The organism is Paenibacillus sp. 1SOY10, from assembly GCF_056836745.1.
On sequence record NZ_JBXENK010000014.1, the window covers coordinates 47327 to 68519 of the forward strand.

The window sequence follows — 21193 nt, forward strand, 5'->3', positions numbered from 1 at the left end:
GGAGCGTACGTAGTGGGTACGTGAGCAACGGAAGTCCCGGCTGAATTCAAGATTCGATGCCGAATCCACTCCTCGAACAGCTTCGTCCTGGGAAGACGATTTTTTGAACTACCTCTTTTAAAAAAAATTCCTGGCTACTCATAGGTATGCCAAAGCACCCTATTCGTAGCCAGGAATTTATGGTTCCTTGTAGAGACCCTCAATCCATATTATTGAGGTTATACGAACGTTAAGTTATCTATCTGATGTATCTCTTATGAAACAACCAAAGTATATTGAAAAAAATAGATGAAGTCAAGTTCAAAAACCGATTAATATTCGTATTTACATTATAAAACTCTCCAAATTCGATATTTTATTAATATTTATAGCAACAAACACGAACGTTCATATCATTAAAGTCACGTTTTATTGCTTTTCTCAAATTCGCTTTCTCTAGTCAGCCTATTATATAATGAGCTTATGCTTTATCACTTTAATCATAAATAAGGAGTAGATGTAGAGAATGGACAGTGACAGGCTTTTGGTATTGTACTTGGTTTTGGTCGTCATCCTCATTGCGCTCACCGCATTTTTCGTGGCCGTAGAGTTTGCGATAGTACGTGTCCGGGGGAGCCGGGTTGATCAGTTAATTGCGGAAGGCCATAAGGGAGCGCCCGCCGTCAAACTGGTAACCACGAATCTCGATGGTTATTTGTCAGCATGTCAGCTTGGGATTACGATTACCGCGCTGGGACTTGGCTGGCTAGGGGAACCAACCGTAGAGAAGATACTTCATCCGGTGTTTCAAAGCCTTGAGTTACCTGAAGCAGTCAGTAGTGGGCTTTCTTTTGTTATCGCGTTTGTAGTCATTACCTATTTGCACGTGGTTGTCGGGGAACTAGCTCCGAAGACAATGGCCATTCGCAAATCCGAGGAAATTGCTTTGCTTACCGCTAGACCCTTGATCTTGTTCACCAAGATCATGCGCCCGTTTATCTGGGCCTTGAACGGATCGGCCAACCAGCTTGTACGCCTCATCGGCATCAAGCCAGCTTCCGAGCATGAAGATGCTCACTCTGAGGAAGAATTGCAAATTATTATCAACGAAAGCTTTGAAGGTGGAAAAATCAATCAAAGCGAATACGGGTATGTAAATCGTGTTTTTGCGTTTGATAACTTGCTTGCCAAGGAAATTATGGTTCCGCGTACCGACATGGTATGCTTATATACGGACAAGACGCGGCAAGAGAATCTGGATATCATCAAGGAACAGCAATACACCCGCTTTCCCGTCGTGGAGGGCAGCAAAGATAATATTATCGGCGTCATAAATACCAAGCAATTTTTCTTATCTTATGATAGTAATCCCGACCTGGAGCTTGCTTCCTTGCTGCAACCGACTATGACGGTGTCCGAGGTTACTCCAATTAACGAACTGCTTAAGAAAATGCAGGCCGAAGGCACTCATATTGCCATCCTGATCGACGAGTACGGCGGGACAGCCGGACTAGTCACCCTGGAGGATATCCTGGAGGAACTGGTCGGCGAGATTCGGGACGAGTTCGATAAGGAAGAAGAAGACCCACTCGTACAACTGAATGAACTTCATATCGTTGCGCTGGGAACAGTGACCGTTAATCAGATTAACGAAGTGCTGTTGACAGACCTCAGTACGGAGGAAGTAGATACGATAGGCGGCTGGCTCTACGGCATGAACCCCGTGATGGATGTGGGCGAAACCTTAGAGCATGAAGATTTGACTTTCAAGCTGCTGGAGAAAGAACCTCACCGTTTCAGAAAACTCGAAATCATGAAGCAAGGGTCCGTTTAACGACCCGTTCCATAGATGATAATTTGTAGAAAAAGCGAGCTTGCCGAGGTTTTCACTCTGGCAAGCTCGCTTTGTTTACTATTTATAGGCGGCGGTGCAGTTCTGCCAGTTCCTCTTCGCTTATGAGCTTGTCACCATAACGGGCCGGATAATAAAGCCTAAGCAACCGCTGAATTACGGAATCTCCTTTGGCTTGTTCGCGGTCCAAGGGCCCACTTTTAGAGTCCGCATTTCCTTTTCCTCTACGTCCAGAAGCTTTTCGCGACCCCACCTGCCGTTCCTGCTCGCTACGAATATCCTCTACGGTTTCCCTTGGAGTCAACTCCGCTTTCAAGCTATACCCCTGTTCCCGTTCTTTGCGCAAGAACTGGCGATATAAATAACGTGCCCGCTCCCGGCTATCTTGCATCTCTTCCCAACGTTCCGTGGCTGTACCCCTGACACCAAACAAACGCGAAGCCGCCTGACGCCAGCCTTGCAGCGTGTCTTCCCAGCTAAAAATACTTTTCTCCTCGTCCCGGTACACCTCCTGTGAGCCAGGTGGTGACTCCCGGCGAAGCAAGGACAACAGCCTGGCAATACCCTTACGCCAGATGTTTCCCCCATGACGGTACAGCCAATATACAGCCACAACCAGCAGAGCCGCAATGACCAAACCGCCAAAAATATAAAAAACGATGTTCAGCAATTTGGCTAACAGACCAGGCTCCTGCACCTCTGCTGGCAGCAACGGCGGTGGAGACGGCAGCGCGGGTGGCTCTTCCGGTAGAATCGGCTCAGGAGCTGGCGAGCGAGTCAGCCATTGCAGCAGACCACGAAGCAATCCCCATAAGACGCCTCCGATCCAGCGCCCCACTCCAGCAGCCAGCAAGAGCGAAGCTACTATAATAGCCGTCACGAACAGCCGGTTATGCCGCTTCAATCCAGCAGGCAATCGCTCATGGGAGCCAGTGGAATCCAGATTATAGCGCAAATGCTGGTGATTCGTTACGAATAATGCTGCTGCCACGCAAGCAACCCCGGCCCAAGTCAACAATGAAACACTATCACGAAGTAAGGGGACCCTGGGAAACACCACTCCTGCGATAAAGTATATCGTAATTGCCGCCCAGTAGAGACGGTATTGCCCCTCGCGGGCTACAGCAGTCAGCCCTTGCAGGGTACACACAACGCCAGCCACAAGGAAGGCAGCGGCTTGAACTATAACAAAGACTCGGGCAGGCTCCGCCATAATATCGCTGCCGGACAATCCCAGACGAGGCAGCAGAATTAACGGCAATGACGCATATCCCATCCCCAGGCATATAGCCACAGCCCCTCGCTGCCATAACTTGCGCAAGCGAAAGGACAGCAGCGTTCCAGCCAGTGACAGGAGCAACAACCCTCCCAGCCAGACGAAGGATAGCGCTTCGGGCCAAGCATAAACGACGAACAAAATCCAAACCGGAAGGAGCAAAGCATGCTCCATCAGGCAGGACAGCCATAAGCGAACGGACTGCCGCAGATAGGCCACACCCTTTTGATTTATATGATGATCCGCTTGAAGCCCCGATTCCCGGCTTGTTTCCTTCTCCTGATCGAGCGTCACCTTGTCCCCTCCCTCGTCTATTGTGAATTCAACCTTATTTACATTGTGCGTATGTACATCAATGATCTGCTTCGATCATACCATATCGTCCGGCCAAGCACGTATCTGGCACAAAAAATCCCCGTGCCTTTGTTAAGGACACAGGGATCATAAATATAGGTTAAATTACCGAAGTAGATGCTTCGCTATAACCCGAGCGTTCCACCAATAGGGGATTTTTGCGAGCCTCCATTTCGAACTCTACCATTTCCCGAAGGCCCTCGTACAACGTATACCTTGGCTCCCACCACAGCACATCACGGACTTTGCCGCTATCCAGCACGCTATGCCCGATATCTCCTGACGAGACCGGATGAAACTGTGGCTGCAACTGACGCCCCGAAAGCTCCTTGAGCAATTCCACCACTTCCAGGAGCGAGGTCCCCTTGCCGCTGCCAATATTCATGACCTGGTTCTGATCCTTCCTCAGCGCATGTACCGTCGCATCTGCTACATCTTTTACATAAATAAAATCACGTGTCTGTTTGCCATCTCCGAAAATATCCAAAGGCAGTCCAGCCAGCAGCCGCTCCACAAAGGCCGTTAGCACTCCGTCTTCCCCCGTCCGGCGCTCCCGAATGCCATAGACATTGGCGTATCGCAAAATCGTATAGCCCAGCCCATAACGTTCACCGAATGCCTGTATGTATTTTTCACCTACCCATTTGGACATTCCATAAAAAGATAATGGCTCCGCTGCATGCGACTCGGCGATTGGGAGATGCACCGGATTGCCATAGACAGCAGCCGAGGAAGCAAATACAAACTTTTGCACTCCGTAACGGACACATTGCTCAAGCACATTTACTGTCCCCATAATATTCGTCTGAGCATCCTCAAGCGGGCGATTTATAGAACGCCGAACGCTGGTCTGTGCCGCCAGATGAATGACCCGATCCGGACGCTCCTGTGCAAAAACATCCTCCAACTCTTTGGAGGCAACATCCACAGCATAATAGGCTACTGCCTGCTCCCCTTCCGGTTGGTGACTTCCTGCCCGCACATTCCCATGATCTACGATGACCACCTGCTCATTTTGCTCCCTGAGCCGCTTTACCGTTTCACCACCAATGAACCCGGCTCCCCCTGTAACTAGCACCTTCATCCTTCCGACTCTCCCATTCCCCAATATAATGGCGTTAACTGCCGCTTCAACACCATATGTAAGCTTGGATGAGAATATACTATTTCAATGCCCATCGGGCGAATAAAAAAGGCCGGACTTTAATATAATTCTATGAAATAGCTAGGCTGCACTATTCCTATTTCCAGGATGGAGACGAATGAACCTATGAAAATAAAAACAGTTAAAAAGATTGCGCTTCCGGTCTGTTTACTGCTCGTTCTAGCGGGAGGTTTGCTCTGGGCCGGGTTGAAATATGAGCCGTCGCGACATTTCCAGAGCACCGCGCTTCCCGTACTCGCTACCCCACAGCCTGTCAAGCTGCCCAGTGACTCACAACAGGACCAGGCTGGAGGTCAGAGGGTTCCGCCTTCCTCTCAAAGTTCCGCAAGCCTTAGTAGCACCGAGAAAACCAAGAACGGACCTCCGTGGCTGTCCACAGACCCTGACTCTGCCAAGGGCAGCTTTAACCTGTTGCTGCTGGCTACGGATGCCAGAGCGGGGGAAGCCTCGCGTACCGACGTCTTAATTCTCGTTCATGTCGATACAGACCATAACGGCATTAAGCTGATTTCCATCCCTCGCGATACCCGGGTGCATTTGCCCAATATCGGATGGACCAAAATCAATCACGCTCACGCTCTTGCGGAAAATAAAGACAAGAACAGCCACGCAGGGAGCGAATCGGCCATTCAGGCGGTAAGCAATCTCTGCCGGTGTACGATTAACTACTATGTCAAAACGAACTTTGAAGGCTTTGAGCATTTCGTCAATACCATCGGGGGGTTGGACATGAACCTGGACGCTCCCGTCAAGCTAACCTACTATCACAAGACATTGCCCAAAGGACCACAGCACTGGGATGGGACGACTGCGCTCCAATTCGTACGCGAGCGCAAATCACTGGAGGACGGTGACCATGCCCGGCAGCAGAATCAAGTGCAGGTGCTCAAGGCCATGGCCAAAAAAATACTTACACCTGCTAACCTGCGACAGCTTCCTACGCTTCTGGCCCAGGTCAAAGAGGATATTCTCGACACCAATCTTACCGATGCCGACATCCTCAGCCTGGCCTGGCTTGCGAGCCAGACGGATACAGATGAGATGGAATATGTGCAGTTCCCTGGCCGTAGTGGGAGAGCTTATGACCCACTCGTCCAGACCGAGCTGTATTACTGGCTTCCTGATATGGAGGCTTGGGATGAAATAGCCGAAAAAGTGCTGGGAGCCAGTTCATATGAGTAAATTCACGACTCTGCGTCAAATCATCAGGTGGGGGCTCCCTCTGACGATCGGGTCAGGCTTGCTGCTGTTAGCCGCTTCTCTCCTGCTCCCCCCGCCCGTCTACAACGTCAAAGAAGCCGGCGCCAAGGGCGACGGCATCACTAATGACACCCGTGCTTTTCAGCGGGTGTTAGAGCGAGCTACTACCCGGCGCGGCGCGACCATCATCGTACCGCCGGGCACTTACCTGCTTGAGGTGAGCAAGCCTCTTCCGCTCGCCAGCGGTGTTACCCTGCGTGGGGACGGCCAGCCCATCCTCTTATTCCGGGAGAGCGCAGGAGCCGGACATGGCTTCGAGGGCATGTCCATTCATGGGCGGGGGATTCGGGTAGAGGGGGTTACCGTGGATGGCGGAAATCGCCTCAATCGAGGTATAGGCATTCATACCGGTTCCTCGGATGTACGAATCACGAACAGTCAAATTCGGCAGCTTGGCCAGCCCGCGAACCAACGGGACCCTCTGCATTCCACCGTCGTTGCTGGAATTATGATTTATGGCGATACCACAGATATCCTCATTCAGAATTCCGAGATTACGAGGATTTCCGCCCGCTCGGGAACCCCTGTAGCCCGAGGAATTATGGTCTGGAGTGAGCCAGGACAGACGATAGCTCGCCGTGTCCATATTCTGAACAACCGCATTACCCATATCACACCCCGAGAGGATGCCGATGGTATCTTTTTCGATAAAGCCCCGGTGGCTTCTCCCTTATCGCAATCGGTTATTGCCGGGAATATCATTCACCATGTCGCCAAACGGGGCATCAAAATCGCCACGCCTGGAGTAGAGGTGCAGGGTAACCGGATTTACAATACGTATCAAGGCAACAACCGATATATAACTCCGCAGGATGAGCCTTTACCACAGGATATGTATGCCGCCATTTCCATCTATGCGGATAAAGTAACAGTTACGGATAACCTGATCAGTGGAGCAGGCAGCTATTATAACGCGATAGAAGCCGATATTGGCGTAAGCAGCGGATATTTGAGTGGCATCGTTATCACGGACAACACCATTTATAGCGGTGGCAGTGAACCCAAGCCTGTGCGTAATACCAGCGGGATTCGACTTGGCGCGGTACGTGAATTTCGCATAGAAGGTAACCGGATTAGCGGAACCGAAACCGCCATCCGGCTATCAGAAGAAGCACGTAAAGCTATTCGTGCCGGGGCAAAGGGATATCTCGATCAACCATAAGGGGAAATTCCCCTTCACATCATCTTCACCGCTCTCATTTCCGGCACAGCTTCGAGAGTCTCCGCATTCACCTCAAGTCCAGCAACGCCTGCATTGCTTTCCGTGATTAGATTCTCTGCCTTCTCTTCCACCGGACTAGCTGTCTCTACACCTTCGGCTTGTTGCCGCTGGAGCATGACCCTAACGGTTTGGAACAAAATTTTCATGTCTAGCAGCAACGAATATTGCTTGATGTACATTAAATCATAACGCAGCTTATCAGACGGCGTGGTAGCATAACCCGCCATGACTTGAGCGTAACCCGTCAGCCCGGGCTTGACCATAAGTCGATAGCCATAGTGTGGCAGCTCCTCCTTGAAGCGGGAGATGAAGAAAGCCCGCTCCGGCCGAGGGCCTACCAGGCTCATATGTCCAAGCAGCACATTGAACAACTGAGGTAGCTCATCCAGACGCGTAGCCCGTATGAATTGACCCAGCGGCGTAATCCGCGCATCCCCGCGTCCCGCCAGCACCGGTCCCGTGGCATCCTCCGCCCCTTCCACCATACTACGGAATTTGAACAGCCGGAACGGCTGCTCCTTGAAGCCAATTCGCTCCTGAACATACAGCGCCTTGCCTCGCGACGACAGTGGGATCACCAGGAACAGGACCAGCAGCACAGGAGATGCCAGCAGCAGTAACAGGCTGGAGACAACCAGATCGAACAAACGCTTGGAGCAGCGTTCCGGCAACGATAACCTGGGCGGTAACAGCGAATATACCAATAGATCATCAAGCTGCTGGGGCTCCGCATCGGCCATGTACAGCTCATAGAAGTCTGGAATAATCACGACTTCCATATTGCGCTCTCCAGCTATTGCCGACCACTGCTCCTTCCTCTGCACGGACAATCCCGGTCCAAGGAGCAGGGCCTCCATGCCACTCCATTCCTCCTCGCGTAGCGTCCCCTGAAGTTCATCCTCTCGAACAATGCGTTCAATGAGGAACCAAGGCTCACCCTTACGCATCAGGCTGCTCAGTGTCAACTCCCCATGGCCACCAGGTGTTCGGCCAACAACAGCAATCGTTCTTTTGCGGCCAAATCCCTGACGCTGGATGAGGAACACCAGGAGCCGCAGGCTGAACGACAATCCCAACTGAACGGCAAAACCCGCCAGTAGAACGTAAGAGGGCATCACCATGCCTCCCATGAGATAGCTGAGCACAATGAACTCTGCACCAATGAACAAATGGGCCAGCAACAAATTCCACAGCATTTGTGCCGGCTTCCGGCGCCCTGCCAGATCATATAAGTTGTAAAAATAGTACGTCGTCACCGTAAAGAGAGTCATCCAGAGCATCCCCCAGATCAGTCCGTAGCCCGAGCTATCCGCCGCCCATAGCGATTGTTCGCTCGGAGCCAATACCAGCTTCGCCAAGCCATAGCTATCATAAATGAGTAGGCCATCGAGCAACAGCAACAGCAGCTTGGCTCGTTTATTGCGAAATAACCTGATCATACTGTTCCTCCTCTCCTTGATGATTCATGCCCTGAATTAACGCGTCCTGCTGAGGTCGATCCGCTGAGTCCAGCAGCCTGGCATAAATAGCGGCGAGCTCCCCACGTATCTCGCTAAGATCATAGAGCGCCGCGAGCTTGCGGCTGTACTCTCCCATCCGGCGCCGTAGTAGCGGATCTTGATGCAATCGGGCAAACGCAGCAGCCGTAGCAGACACATCTCCGAATGGAACAAGGTATCCGTTCCGTCCAGGAGCTACCAGATCGCGACTGCCTCGCACATCGGTCGCTACCAATGGCTTGCCAGCAGCCATCCCCTCCAGCAGCGCCTTCGGCAGTCCCTCGCGCCGCGACAGCAAGGCCACTACGTCGGCTGCATGCAGCAGCCGGGGGATATCGCGGCGGAATCCCAGCAAGCGGACCGCCCGCGTTAAGCCATATTCGGCGGCCAGCTTGCGATAGGACGCTTCACTACGGCCGGTTCCCGCCAGCAGCAGTAGAGCGGGAACTCCGCTTCGTCGAAGCTCGCGGACCGCCGCCAGCAACTGGCCCTGATTTTTGTTCCCATTGAATTCGGCCATACACAAAATCACAAAATCCTCCGGGGCCAAGTTAAGCTCCTGACGATAGCGGTCAGCTTCATCTGCCTGGGGAGAGGCATATCGCTTCATCTCCACGCCCACGCCGGAGATATAGGCCACATGCCCTCGAACCGGAAAAGACTGCGCCCGCTGTTCATCCTCCCGATTAATCGTAATCAATACATCGGTCAACCGGGCCAGCCCCCGCTCCAGCAGATAGAACAGCCAGTTACGCCAAGGCGCACCGCGATAGAAATGGAACCCATGGGCCGTATATACCAACTGAATCCGCTTAGCCCCCGCGGGTCTGAACCAACCGGCCAGCCAGACGGCCAGGCGCACAATCACCGCGGCATTGGGAGTATGTACATGAACAAATTCATAAGGCTCCTGCCGCAGCCAGCGAATGAGTTGCCCCAGCGCTCGCCAGTTGCCGGGAGCTAGCGGGTGGCGGCTGAAGGGAAGGTCACGGCAGTCAAAGCCAGCCGCCACCACTTCCTCGCGGCAGTGATCTGGCGCCGCGTAGACGTGGACCTCAATTCCATCCTGGCGTAAATCCGCCATGAAGGGGAGATGGAACGCCGCCAGATGGGAATAGACGGTGGCGATATACGCTGCTTTTCGGTTCATCCTTCGGACACCTCCTTTCCGTTGTAGTACCTCGCCTTCTCTCCGGCCATCTTACAGCCAGATAGCTGCTCGTACAGGGCAACCCATCGCTCAGCCACCCGTGACATGGCGTAATGAGCTTCCACATGCTCACGTCCGCATTGTCCCAGTTCCCGCCGCTTCTCTACAGGCTCTGTCATCAGCCGCTCCATGGCTGCCGCAAGCAATGCTTCCTCCATGGGGGGCACGACGTAGCCGTTTTTGCCGTCCAGCACTACTTCGGCATTGCCGCCCACCGCCGTAGCCACGATGGGCAGCCGGGCGGCGCAAGCCTCTAGCAGCACAATCGGCAACCCCTCCCAGCGGGAGGACATGACGTAGCCATCGGCGGAAGTCATCAGGCTGGGGATATCCTGCCTGATTCCCAGGAACACTACGCTATCTGCCAGCCCCAATGCAGCCACCTCCTGCTCCACCCGCTCCCGCTCCGGGCCAATCCCGGCAATCCACAACTGGCTTGCCGGGAAGCCTTGGCTCCTGGCAGCCGCGAAGGCCCGCAACATCAGCGGATAATCCTTCGCTGGAACCAGACGGCCTACCGCCAGCCAGACAAAGGTGTCACCCCCTGCCACATCCGGCACCCCCAACTCCGCGCGCAGAGCCTCCCGTTCCCCCGGCTCTACCCCGGAGAAGCGGCCAAGATCAATGCCGTTCTCCATCAGGCGAATTTTGCGGGCTGGCGCGATTCGACGTTCCGTATAGGAATGCACCGCCTCGCGGCTGACATTGGTCAATACATCACAGAGTGGATCGGTGAGTCGGTACAGCCATTCCCGCACCTGTCCGCCTTCGCGGATATTGTGTGCCGTGCAGATTAATACCGGTATACGCACGAACAGCCTGGTCACTCGGGCAAGAAGGTTGGCATGTACCAGATGGCTATGCACCACATCAGGCCGCTCGGCGCGAATCAGGCGAGCTAATCGAAGGAGGGCCCGGGGATCGGGAATCCCCTTGGACATCCCTAAGCTGTGAACCGCTACGCCCAGTTCTCCAAGCTCCTGCAAATAGGCCGTCGGTGGAATCATCGTTACCAGACGGACGCGACACTGCCTGGCCCGCAGCTCCCGGCAAAGCTCCAGCACCTGATTTTCCGCCCCGGCATGGTCAAACCCGGTAATGACAAACAAGATATTCATGTCTTGCGGCCACCCTTTCCCTACGCCTTGCCGGAAGCAACATTAACGCGGCAAAGGCGATCATTACGTACTCAAAGTTATAACCAAAGTCTCCACTCGCCATGGCATAAGCGATAGCCTGCACCAGCAAAATGGCTAGCACCGGAGCTTGCCGTAAGGCTGCAAGCAAGGAGAATAGGACGGCCAGCGTCCATAGAGCGAAGCCCAGAAAACCACCCTCAGCCCCGATCTCCAGTGCCAGATTATGCGGGAAGTCCCGCGCCAGCGGCGGGGTCACACTGCCAAGGCCTGCCCCTAAGAAGGGCGAAGCCTCCAGCTTCTCCATCGCCTTCGTTTGCAAGTCCATCCGCCCGATGTAATTATCGTCGCCCTGCAACTGATTGCGGTCGAACAGCACCATGAACCGACTGCTCTCCACCCAATCGCTTAGCGGCTCCGCATAGAACGTAGCTGTCCCGCCTGTCGCCAGCAGCAGGAACAATAGTGGAACCGTCCATTTGGACAGATGACCCAGCTTTTTCTCTTGATATTTGCGAATTAGCGAGAAACATAAGTAAAAGCCATTAGCGACCAGGAAAGCGACCAGCGGGCCACGAGACTCTGTGGCCAGAGCTGAAGCCAGAGCCGTCCCCAATGTCAACAGTCTTAGAGGAAGCGGAATTTTCCCCGCCCACAGGCAAATTGTAGCGGTAATCAACGAAGCACGGGCATTGAAGATAGGATTGCTCCCCGGCAAGGTGAGCCGACCAGGATACTCTGCCGAATATACGCCAAGCAGCAAATGCCCCAAGGCATAGGCGAGGCCCACCCAGGCAACGACACTCCAGGAGAACTGACGGTCCTTCAGATATAAAATGTACATATAAATGGCCGGAACGATACCGCGAGCGACCAGCAGAAATTCCTTCATCAGTCCGCCTGAATCTGCAGGTGCCCACAGCAGCGTAACCAGCATATAAGCAAGGAACACCCCCCACAGCCAAACACCCTGATTAACGAATATCTCTCGCAGCAATTCCGGATGAAGCAGCAAGGCTAGCGCAACAGGCAGAAGCGGAACGGCAAGCAAGACGAACAAGGAAGGTCCGGGAAGCACCAGCTTGCTGAAATAACCAAACAAATCGAAATATAGGCAAAAGGAGAATATCCAGGCGCTATCTATCTTCATATTCAAGGTCAACAAGCACTGGAGGAGGAACACAGTGATCGCTCCACCCAACAGAGCCAGCCACAGCAAGCTGATATCCGGCATTAGCCCTCCCCTCTCTCCTCAATGATGCGCTCCATGTAGGCCACTCTGACCGCCTCCTTGACCGTTGTATCCAAGTGCTGCACCAGCGTCCGCGCCACGCGCTTCCCCTTCCATCTCGCAGCGAATTGCTCGATCTCCTTCAGATGAACAACGGTACTGCCTGGCTCATTGGGCAGCTCCAGTATGAAAGGCACGGGCTGAGGAAAATCCGTCTCCTTATAGGCGGAAATAACCGGCAAGCCGTTGGCTAGATATTCTCGCACCTTAAGCGGTGAGGCCTCTTCCATACCTTTCTCGTACAGGGCCATCGTACCGATGGCCAGATCGGCCTGATCCAGCAGTGGTTGATACGCTGAGCGGGTGAGGACGCCGTGGAAGATCAGATTAACAGGGCGCTCCTTTTCGAGTCGATCCAGTTCGTCCTTCCCTGGGCCGATGATATCGAACCGCCATTCAGGTTTCATCCTTGCCCACCGGGCAATCTCGTCCAATCCCTGCCAAGGCTGCCCGGGGGAACCGATAAATACCAGTCGCACGGGAGCAAACGAACCGCCTGCATCCACCGTATCCGTAATGGTCTTCTCCTCCAGAGCAGCTAACCCGGTTCCCACCTCTCCCGGATTTACTCTCTCTTGAAATTGCCCGGACACTTCCGAATCAACGCTCTGCTCACAAGGTCCACCAGTCCGCTGAGCAAACTGCGCCAGTTCAATGCCATTACCAATCACTATTGCGTTTCTGGCGTAACGCCGAAACACCTTGGCCTCCGCCAGCTCACGACTGACGAAGACAAGACCACCGGCTGCCCGAAGCACCCAGCCGCGCGTCAGTCGATGATAGGCAAAACGCAGCAAGCCCATACCACGACGTTCCAGTGCCAGCTCAGCCACATCGTTGGTGTTAATCTCCAGGACAGAGGGAATCTCTCTTAGCAAGGAGGGCAGCTTGGCATAATATAGATCAAAGCGATGATAAATGACATCCGGTTCCCAGGAACGAAGCCGCTCTAACAATGTCTTGAATCGGGCCATTCGGCCCCAGCGTCCTGAATACGTCTCGCACACTACGGAAATGCCAGTGGTCTCCGCCACGGCCCATGAGTTTGCCGTCTTTCGGCTGAACAGGAATAAGGATACCTCATGTCCCAGCAATCGCCAGGCAGAAGCCTGAGCTATCACTTTCTTGAATACCCCGCTCTCCGGCCCCTCGTTCCAATGGATTAGGTAGGCGATCTTCATTCCTTTTCCCCCTTGCCGAAATCCGGCTTCAGCAGTTCCACCAGCAATTTATGGTATAAGGCCCGATGAGAGCTCTTTAGCAATTGGCTATTATGCCATAGCAGCGTGAATTCGCCGTTGTATTTCCGACACTGCCTGTATAATCGGTACAGTGCTTCGTAAGCCTGGTCTGGCGTCAGCCCCATATACTCCGGGTGCAGCAGCGTCTGATCCATCGCAATGAGTGGCCGCTCCCGCAGAGCTAACTCCCGGCGAGTCTTCAAATTGAACACCGGGTATTCGTAACACACCCCTGCGCGGAATCCGGTATGCTCGGCGTAACCCACCGTACTGTCATAGTTCAGACCCGCATCCTCCCAGAACTGCCAGGTTTCCGGGGCCCGCCAGCGCAAGTAGTGCTGTCTCCCTCCAAAGCTTGTGGAATGAACCCCATGGGCCGCGGCCACCTCCTGCAACCTTTCAAATTGCTTGCGAATCAGCGCCGGATTCAGAAAAGTCCGATAACCGGGATGAAGCCCAATTTCATGACCCCGTGCATGAATATCCCGCAGCAGTTGCCCTATAGCGGGATCATTCACCGTGTAGTTACCGTCAATCCCTGAGGGCGAATACCTATCCTTGGCAATAAAATAAAATGCACTCCGCAGACCGGCCTGTTCGCTCAAATCCATCAGCCATGCAAACGTATTGTAAGGGTCCTGATCCAAACGCTCGGGATGTAGCAGCATGGCCCCCTTGTGCCGCGCGGCTTCCGTATCTTTGCGACGAACCAAGTCCATGGCCACCTCCCGGAACATGCTGATCCGGCTGCGGCCATACACATAGAAGGGAAAATCGACATCATGACTGAGACGAACGGTGGGCTCCCGTTTCTTACGCACCAGCCCTGGCCCTAAGCGGGTCAACAGCTCCCACAAGCACTCCACATAAGCGTTGACGACAGGCAGGTGCAGGAACGATTCTCGCCAGGCCAGGGAGTTCCTGGCCGGGAACCGGCCGTGACGGTCGAATTTCCGCTCCCCCTGAACCACCTCCTCGTATCTGGTTAGCATGAACAGGCTGCTGCCAAACACGTCCAGCCCCAAATAAAGGTTGTCATCCTGCCACTCCATATAGCTCCCGGAAGCCGTCTTTCGGCCATAAATAACGGGCAACTCCTCGTCCGCGGCAGCAAAGTCGCCGCCTGGTAGCACAAAGCGGTCCAGCGGCAACACCGGCAACGAAGCTGGCTTTAGCCAACGTTCCTGCGGAATGCTAAGCAGAACATCCGGCATACGTAGTCCGGGGCGTGGCCCTGCCGGGGAAGGACTCGCCTGATCCAGAACAAGCAGGACCTCATTTTTCCTGTCTCTTTCGTACACGATTCGATAATCCAGACCAAGGAATTCGCCGAGCAATACCCGGCAGATATATTCTCTTTCCGCGCTCCGCGTGGGAGGCGCATGTACAATCAGCATTCGTTATCCCGCTCCTTGCTGGGTAGTGATTCTCCTTCCGCCATTCCCCCATCTGCCTTCACCTTGTATTTCCGTACAGAATGCCACGATAATCCCAAATGCAGGGCATACCCTAGCGTAGAAGCAGCACTGAACCATCCAATCGCCTGATCAGCAGACTGATTCGTCCGCCAGGCCAGATAAAGCGAGCCCAAAATGAGCAAGGTACGGATGATTTCACGGTATAAGTGCAAGTCCTGTCTCTCCATCACATCGATGGTAGAGCCAACGGAGTTGGCCACAAACTGACTTAGATACATGACCGACAGCAAGCGAATAAAGCTGCCTGATCTAGCCCACTCCTCCCCGAACAGGAACGAGAACATATAGGGCCCCACCGCGACAATCAACAAAATGGCCACGGCGCCGAGCAGGAAGACATTCCGTACCGTCTTTCGGAATAAAGGGTACAGACGACTGGGATTATGGATCATATGATCAGCCGATTCGGCCAAATACACGCTACGTACCGAGGTCATGATCAACGTCATTGGAGAACCAAGGATTCGCTGGCATAAGGCAAACCAACCCGCAACCTGTGGGCCGTAGAACGAGGCTAGCAGAATCGTTGGTACATACAGGCCGACACTGTTCAGCAGCCCCGCCGACATCGAGAGAATGGGGAACCGCCGATAGCGGTAGGCCGTCTCCTTCAAATCTGTCCAATCCGAAGCGATGTCCTGGCGTTTAACATCTCGCCGCCATAACCGCCATTGCGGCAGCAATCCCCCAAATCGGCCTACAATGTCTCCGATGATCAAGCCAAGCGGACCTAAATGGAACAAGCTCAGTCCAATCTGCGAGGAGATCTGGCTCAGGCTCTGTGTGTACTTCGTGCGCGCCAGTTGCTTGAAATACTTTTTGCGAATGGACCAGAAATTCAGGATTTGATAGAATCCGGCCCCAAACAGACTGACGATGAAGAACATATAGTAGTGCGTCAAATAAGACTCATGCAGCCAGGAGGACAACGGGTCCTCCAGAATATGAATGCCAATCCCGCTGGCAACGCTGACTCCGATGCAGATACGAAGCGACAAGGACAATACGCTGGAGGCAGTATGATCATCTTCCGGCAGAGTGATGGCGTTCTCGTAGGAGAAGGAGATGACCATAAGCAGAATGCCGATGATGGAAAGATACATGGAGTAGGTGCCGTACTCGGTTGGGGAATACAATCTGGTCAAAATCGGCAAGGTGGCGAGTACAATAATTTGGCTAATAATTGTTCCTCCGGCCAGCACGAAGACATTGCGCAGAAATGCATTATTCCTGAGCTTGTGCCAGAGAGCAGACAGATTCGCGGGCCGCAGCAGCTCCCGGAGTTGTCCGGCACGGCTGTACATAGAGCGGAGAAGGAGGGTTACGGAAGCTTTCTTCGGCATATTTCACATCCAATTTCGGATTTGCTGCGCAACTAGGTTTTGTACCTCTTCATCCATCTGCGGCCAGATCGGCAGGGACAATACCTCTTGCGCTAAATGTTCGGCCAGCGGCAGGACTGGATGTCCATCTGCATAAACAGGCAGCCGATGGACGGGCACCGGATAGTACACCATCGTACTGATGCCCGAAGCAGCTAGCGCGGCTTGCAGCTCATCCCTGCGTCCATGTAGCACCCGCACCGTATATTGGTGGAATACCTGCTGGGCCGATGAGGGTACCTCTCCTGGCAGCATAAGACCCGGAATGTCGCCAAGCAGTTCATCATAACGGGCAGCCACCCGTCTACGTTCCTCATTTTGCACATCAATCCTGGGGAGCTTCACCCGCAAAATGGCCGCCTGCAACTCATCCAGTCGCGAATTGAAGCCCATGGTTTCGTTATAATACTTGCGCTTCGAGCCATGGGTTCGCAGCATGGCGGCTGCTTCGGCCAGCTTCGGATCATCCGTGGTCAGCAGCCCTCCATCTCCATAAGCACCCAGGTTCTTGGACGGAAAGAAGGAGTAGCAACCGATATGTCCAATTGTGCCTGCCTTCTTGCCATTTACCTCGGCTCCAAAAGCTTGCGCCGTATCTTCAATGACGATCAAACCGTGCTGCTCAGCCAGGTTCATCAGTCTGTCCATATCAAGCGGTCGCCCGAACAGATGCACCGGAATGACTGCTTTCGTCTGCGGAGTCAGCGCTGCTTCCACAGCGTCCAAATCCAGGTTGTACGTCAGTGGATCAACATCGGCAAACACCGGAGTCGCCCCTACACGACTGATCGCCTCGGCTGTGGCAAAGAAGGTGAACGGCGTGGTAATGACTTCATCTCCGGGGCCAATTCCAGCCGCCAGCAAGCCAATCACCAGAGCGTCTGTCCCCGAATTGAGCGTGATGGCATGTTTGGTTCCCAGGTAGGCGGCAAGCTCGGCTTCTAATTGCTTCACCTGTGCTCCCATGATAAAGGTCCCTCCGTCTAACACCTCCTCAATAGCCCGCATAAGCTGAGGCTTCAATTCAGCAACCTCCTGACGTATATCCAGTAAAGGAATTTGTGTCATCTTCACTTAGCATCACCTTCCCCTTTAAGAGTGACGGCATCCCGCTCCAGGCGGTATGCCCGGCCGCATTCACTGCATTTTGCGTCTCCGCCACTAAATCCCAATCTGGCTCCACAACGACACGCCCAGCCGATTCGTCTTCCGGGTACCCCAGCAATGAGCGCGTAAGGCTGGACATCCCGGGTCACGACCGATCCGGCAGCAATCATGGCCCACTCTCCAATAGTTACGCCGCATACCACCGTGGCATTGGCCCCGATGGAGGCGCCCCGTTTGACCCTTGTCTCGAGGTAATCTTCACGGCTTGCCCGTGGAAATGCTGATCTTGGCGTCCTGACATTGGTAAAGACAATGCTGGGCCCGCAAAATACGTCATCCTCCAGAGTCACTCCCTCATACACAGACACATTGTTCTGAATCTTCACACCGTTGCCGATTCGGACACGGTCGGCTACATATACGTTTTGCCCCAGGCTGCACCTTGCACCGATGACCGACGTTGAAGAGACATGGGAAAAATGCCAGACCCTTGTTCCTTCTCCGAGCTGAGCGCCCGGGTCAATGATGGCCGTCTCGTGTATAAATTCGCTCATTCCATCTACCTCCGTCTTAATGTTGTCCAGGCAACTTATTCACCGCACTTCTAGAGCAAGTAATAACGTTCCGGCTTGCCCACATCCTTCATGGCATTGCGGGTGTCCAGCAAGCTACGGCAAGTCCTTGCGATTAACTCATAATCGAAGCCAGTATGATCCGTCGTAATGACAACCACATCCGCTGCGGAAAGCCGCTGCTCGGTTACTGCCTCGCAGACGTACCGGATGCCCCGATGCTTGAACTCCTGGATGTGGGTATCGCTAATTCGTACTGTAGCTCCCTGCTCCTCCAGCAGCGTAATCATCTTCAACACCGGAGATTCCCGGTAATCATCAATATCCTTCTTGTAGGCCACGCCCAGCAGATGCACGACAGAGCCCCGCAGGGCCTTGGCTTCCCCATTCAAAATATGCGCGATCTTCTGTACAACAAATTCTGGCATTCCATTATTAATTTCCCCCGCCAATTCAATGAGACGCGTATGATAACCGTATTCCCGTGCCTTCCAGGTCAGATAGAAGGGGTCAACCGGTATACAATGCCCACCCAATCCCGGACCGGGATAAAAGGCCATAAACCCGTAGGGTTTGGACTTCGCAGCGTCGATAACCTCCCATACATTGATGCCCATGCGGCTACACAGGATAGCCATTTCATTGGCCAGCGCAATATTGATATGGCGAAAGGTATTCTCGTAAATCTTCTCCATCTCCGCCACGGCCGGGCTGGACACCACATGAACCTCCCCGTTCAGCACTTGCTGATACAACGTCCTGGCCACAAGCGAGCAGGCTTCCGTCACCCCACCGATGACCTTCGGTGTGTTTTTGGTGTTATAGGTTTTGTTGCCTGGGTCCACTCTTTCCGGCGAATAAGCCAGGAAGAAATCCACCCCGCAGCGCAGACCCGTTTCCTCCAAAATAGGGCGGATCAATTCCTCCGTCGTACCGGGATAGGTCGTGCTCTCCAGCACTACTAACATGCCTGGATGCAGGAAGCGGGCCACTTCCCGGGCGGAGCTCTCCACATAGCTGGTGTCCGGCTGCTGATAAATATCCAGCGGTGTAGGTACACAGATGGCCACCGCGTCCACCTCGCTTAAGAAACGATAATCTGCGGTTGCCTGCAAACGCCCTTGCTCTATAATGCTGCGTAAATCCTCGTCCACCACATCACCTATGTAGTTATGGCCGCGATTAACCAATTCGATCTTGTGGCTCTGAATATCAAAACCGATGACCTGATACCCCGCCTTGGCTTTCTCGACCGCCAGCGGTAAACCCACGTAACCCAGACCAATGACCCCGATTACCGCCGTTTTATCTTCCAGCTTGCGCAGCAGCACAGCCTGCTCGCCGCCGTTAATCTCTTGATTGATAAGTCCGCCTCTTATTCCTGCCATCCTATATCTCTCCCCTTTTAGAGGTTATTCAATAATCGGCTTCCCAGGACGAAGCTGTTCGAAGAGCACTTTTAGTCACTCACCCCAGTGATCCTGCCAGCTCGTCGCTGCTCCCGCCGGTCATGTCCAAAGCCAGCTTGACCGCCCGGATGCCATCCTCCAGTGTAATTTCCGGGTCTCGTCCGGCTTCTATGGCCTGTACAAAATCAGCGATGATGCACTGATGCCCGGGAATGCCGAACGGATCGGCTTCGACTTTGCGAGTCAAGGCCTCCGTCTCTTCCCGAGACATGGAGGCGCATACCCAATGCTTAATCCAGTTGGCCGTTTTGCCCCCAATGACCGCATATCCATCCTCGCCGAAGACCGATATCGTCTCCTCCAGATTGTGGCCGTACACCGTCGTTGCTGCTTCGATTACACCAAGTGCTCCACTCTCCAGCCTTAACGCGGCAATGGCGACATCCTCCGCTTCAATCGGCTTAAGACGCGTAGCCACCAATGATTTGACCTCTTCCACCGGTCCAAACAACCATTGCAACAAATCTAGGCCGTGGATGGCCTGATTAAGCAGCACCCCGCCGTCCATCTCCCTTGTTCCCCGCCAAGCTGCCTGGTTATAATACTCGTCGCTTCGATTCCAGCGAACCGTCACATTAATATGGCTGAGCTTGCCAAATCGCTGCTGCTCCAGCGCTGCCTTCAACTCGCGGACCGCCGGGCGGTAACGATTGGGATGGACGACGGTGGCCCGCAGGCCGCTTTGATCCAAGGCTTGCCGGAGCAGCTTGGCTTCGGCAAGATCCAGCGTCACCGGCTTCTCCAGCACCACATGCTTGCCCGCGCGAATAGCCTCCAGCGCCAGCGGCACATGCAGGCCGCTTGGAGCACAGATGCAGATGGCATCCACCTGGGGCTCCTGTGCGAGCAGCGTGCTGAAGTCGGCGTACAACGAGACCTCCCCAGCTTCGCTCCAGGCCGCCAGCTTCGCTGGATCAGGGTCACATAGCGCTGCAAGACGGGCGCCCTTCGTTCGTTCAATAGCATCAATATGCTTGGCCGCGATATGACCGCAGCCCACAATAGCGAAATGAATCATGATGCTGAACCTCCTTTGTGTTTCTGTTCAATGCGAAGCAATACATCTCCAAGCTCCGGATCATGATCTGGCAGATGCCGACGCAGCTTCTTGCGTCCCTTCCGCCGCTCCAGTGCCAGCGATACACTTAATGCTGCAAATAGCCCGGTAAAGGCGGCGAAGGCAATATTAAGTGCCTTGCGTGGACTTACAGGAATCGACGTCTCTTCCAGACTGGCACGGTCCAGAATCGACACATTGGCACTAGTCACAATTTCCCGCGACTTGGATATGAATGTCTCAGCGAAGGCGTTGGCAATGGTCACCGCTTCCTTGGCATCATGCCCGGTATAAGACAGCATAATGACCAGCGTCCCCGGGTCTGTACGGACCTTGATTTTCTCCAATAATTGCATCACCGTATCCGAGGTACCCACCTGGCTCCTCACCTGCATCGCGATAGACCGGCTCTGGATAGCATCCTCATAGGTCTTGGTCAGCATCTGGCTGGCCAGGAACTCGTTGTATGTGCTCGATTCCGGATTGGAGGTTATATTAGCCACCAAGCTGACATTGGCCCGATAGGAAGGTGGCATCACCTCATTGATTAGCACCGCCAGGCCAATACACCCTGTCACCACAAGCCAGAAAGCTAGCGGATGTCCTCTGACCGACCGCCATAGAAATTCCATATCCACGCCTA

The 21193-nt window shown here is 53.8% G+C and carries 17 protein-coding genes and 1 riboswitch; of the genes, 3 read left to right on the forward strand and 14 right to left on the reverse strand.

The window, feature by feature from the left end; translation table 11 throughout:
- Positions 1–146: 146 nt before the first annotated feature.
- Positions 147–246, reverse strand: a riboswitch (purine riboswitch).
- A gap of 259 nt (positions 247–505) precedes the next feature.
- Entirely contained in the window at positions 506–1813 is a 1308-nt protein-coding gene (locus AC1VOR_RS21450) for a hemolysin family protein (RefSeq protein ID WP_482620918.1), read from the forward strand.
- Positions 1814–1895: 82 nt separating this feature from the next.
- Here the strand turns inward: AC1VOR_RS21450 and AC1VOR_RS21455 are convergent, their stop codons facing one another.
- Together AC1VOR_RS21455 and AC1VOR_RS21460 are read right to left on the reverse strand one after the other, a co-directional pair.
- On the reverse strand, positions 1896–3401 hold the full coding sequence (locus AC1VOR_RS21455; protein WP_482620920.1) for a hypothetical protein: 1506 nt from the start codon (positions 3399–3401) through the stop codon (positions 1896–1898).
- 160 nt (positions 3402–3561) lie between these two features.
- Entirely contained in the window at positions 3562–4545 is a 984-nt protein-coding gene (locus AC1VOR_RS21460) for an NAD-dependent epimerase/dehydratase family protein (RefSeq protein WP_482620921.1), read from the reverse strand.
- 186 nt (positions 4546–4731) lie between these two features.
- On the opposite strand from AC1VOR_RS21460, the gene AC1VOR_RS21465 reads away from it, so the two are divergent.
- Together AC1VOR_RS21465 and AC1VOR_RS21470 are read left to right on the forward strand one after the other, a co-directional pair.
- The gene (locus tag AC1VOR_RS21465; protein WP_482620922.1) at positions 4732–5808 is read left to right on the forward strand and encodes an LCP family protein; all 1077 of its coding nucleotides are present in this window, start codon (positions 4732–4734) and stop codon (positions 5806–5808) included.
- Complete coding sequence (locus AC1VOR_RS21470) at positions 5801–7048, forward strand: right-handed parallel beta-helix repeat-containing protein (protein ID WP_482620923.1); 1248 nt, start codon at positions 5801–5803, stop codon at positions 7046–7048. Before AC1VOR_RS21465 ends, AC1VOR_RS21470 begins: the two co-directional genes overlap by 8 nt.
- Before the next feature lie 14 nt (positions 7049–7062).
- On the opposite strand, the gene AC1VOR_RS21475 is transcribed toward AC1VOR_RS21470, so the two are convergent.
- The 12 genes from AC1VOR_RS21475 to AC1VOR_RS21530 form a co-directional block, all read right to left on the reverse strand.
- On the reverse strand, positions 7063–8547 hold the full coding sequence (locus AC1VOR_RS21475) for a sugar transferase (RefSeq protein ID WP_482620924.1): 1485 nt from the start codon (positions 8545–8547) through the stop codon (positions 7063–7065).
- Positions 8525–9757 carry a glycosyltransferase family 4 protein gene (locus AC1VOR_RS21480; protein WP_482620926.1) on the reverse strand — a complete coding sequence of 411 codons (1233 nt, stop codon included), beginning with the start codon at positions 9755–9757 and terminating at the stop codon, positions 8525–8527. The genes AC1VOR_RS21475 and AC1VOR_RS21480 overlap by 23 nt, the downstream gene beginning before the upstream one ends.
- A complete protein-coding gene (locus tag AC1VOR_RS21485) occupies positions 9754–10935 on the reverse strand; it encodes a glycosyltransferase (RefSeq protein ID WP_482620928.1) in 1182 nt (393 codons plus the stop codon). Before AC1VOR_RS21485 ends, AC1VOR_RS21480 begins: the two co-directional genes overlap by 4 nt.
- Entirely contained in the window at positions 10904–12187 is a 1284-nt protein-coding gene (locus AC1VOR_RS21490; RefSeq protein WP_482620929.1) for an O-antigen ligase family protein, read from the reverse strand. Before AC1VOR_RS21490 ends, AC1VOR_RS21485 begins: the two co-directional genes overlap by 32 nt.
- Positions 12187–13425 (reverse strand): glycosyltransferase, encoded by a 1239-nt coding sequence (locus AC1VOR_RS21495; RefSeq protein ID WP_482620930.1) that lies wholly within the window; start codon positions 13423–13425, stop codon positions 12187–12189. The genes AC1VOR_RS21490 and AC1VOR_RS21495 overlap by 1 nt, the downstream gene beginning before the upstream one ends.
- Entirely contained in the window at positions 13422–14882 is a 1461-nt protein-coding gene (locus AC1VOR_RS21500; RefSeq protein ID WP_482620931.1) for a polysaccharide deacetylase family protein, read from the reverse strand. The genes AC1VOR_RS21495 and AC1VOR_RS21500 overlap by 4 nt, the downstream gene beginning before the upstream one ends.
- Positions 14876–16306: a lipopolysaccharide biosynthesis protein gene (locus AC1VOR_RS21505; protein WP_482620932.1), complete on the reverse strand. Its 1431-nt coding sequence runs from the start codon at positions 16304–16306 to the stop codon at positions 14876–14878. The genes AC1VOR_RS21500 and AC1VOR_RS21505 overlap by 7 nt, the downstream gene beginning before the upstream one ends.
- 3 nt (positions 16307–16309) lie before the next feature.
- A complete protein-coding gene (locus AC1VOR_RS21510; protein WP_482620953.1) occupies positions 16310–17413 on the reverse strand; it encodes a DegT/DnrJ/EryC1/StrS family aminotransferase in 1104 nt (367 codons plus the stop codon).
- Between the two features lie 2 nt (positions 17414–17415).
- Positions 17416–18006, reverse strand: coding sequence for an acyltransferase (locus tag AC1VOR_RS21515; RefSeq protein ID WP_482620933.1), 591 nt, complete (start codon positions 18004–18006; stop codon positions 17416–17418).
- Positions 18007–18056: 50 nt separating this feature from the next.
- A complete protein-coding gene (locus AC1VOR_RS21520) occupies positions 18057–19412 on the reverse strand; it encodes a nucleotide sugar dehydrogenase (protein WP_482620934.1) in 1356 nt (451 codons plus the stop codon).
- A 79-nt stretch (positions 19413–19491) separates the two neighbouring features.
- Positions 19492–20511, reverse strand: a complete 1020-nt coding sequence (locus tag AC1VOR_RS21525; RefSeq protein ID WP_482620935.1) for a Gfo/Idh/MocA family protein — start codon at positions 20509–20511, stop codon at positions 19492–19494.
- Positions 20508–21188 carry a YveK family protein gene (locus tag AC1VOR_RS21530; protein ID WP_482620936.1) on the reverse strand — a complete coding sequence of 227 codons (681 nt, stop codon included), beginning with the start codon at positions 21186–21188 and terminating at the stop codon, positions 20508–20510. Before AC1VOR_RS21530 ends, AC1VOR_RS21525 begins: the two co-directional genes overlap by 4 nt.
- Between the last annotated feature and the right edge of the window lie 5 nt (positions 21189–21193).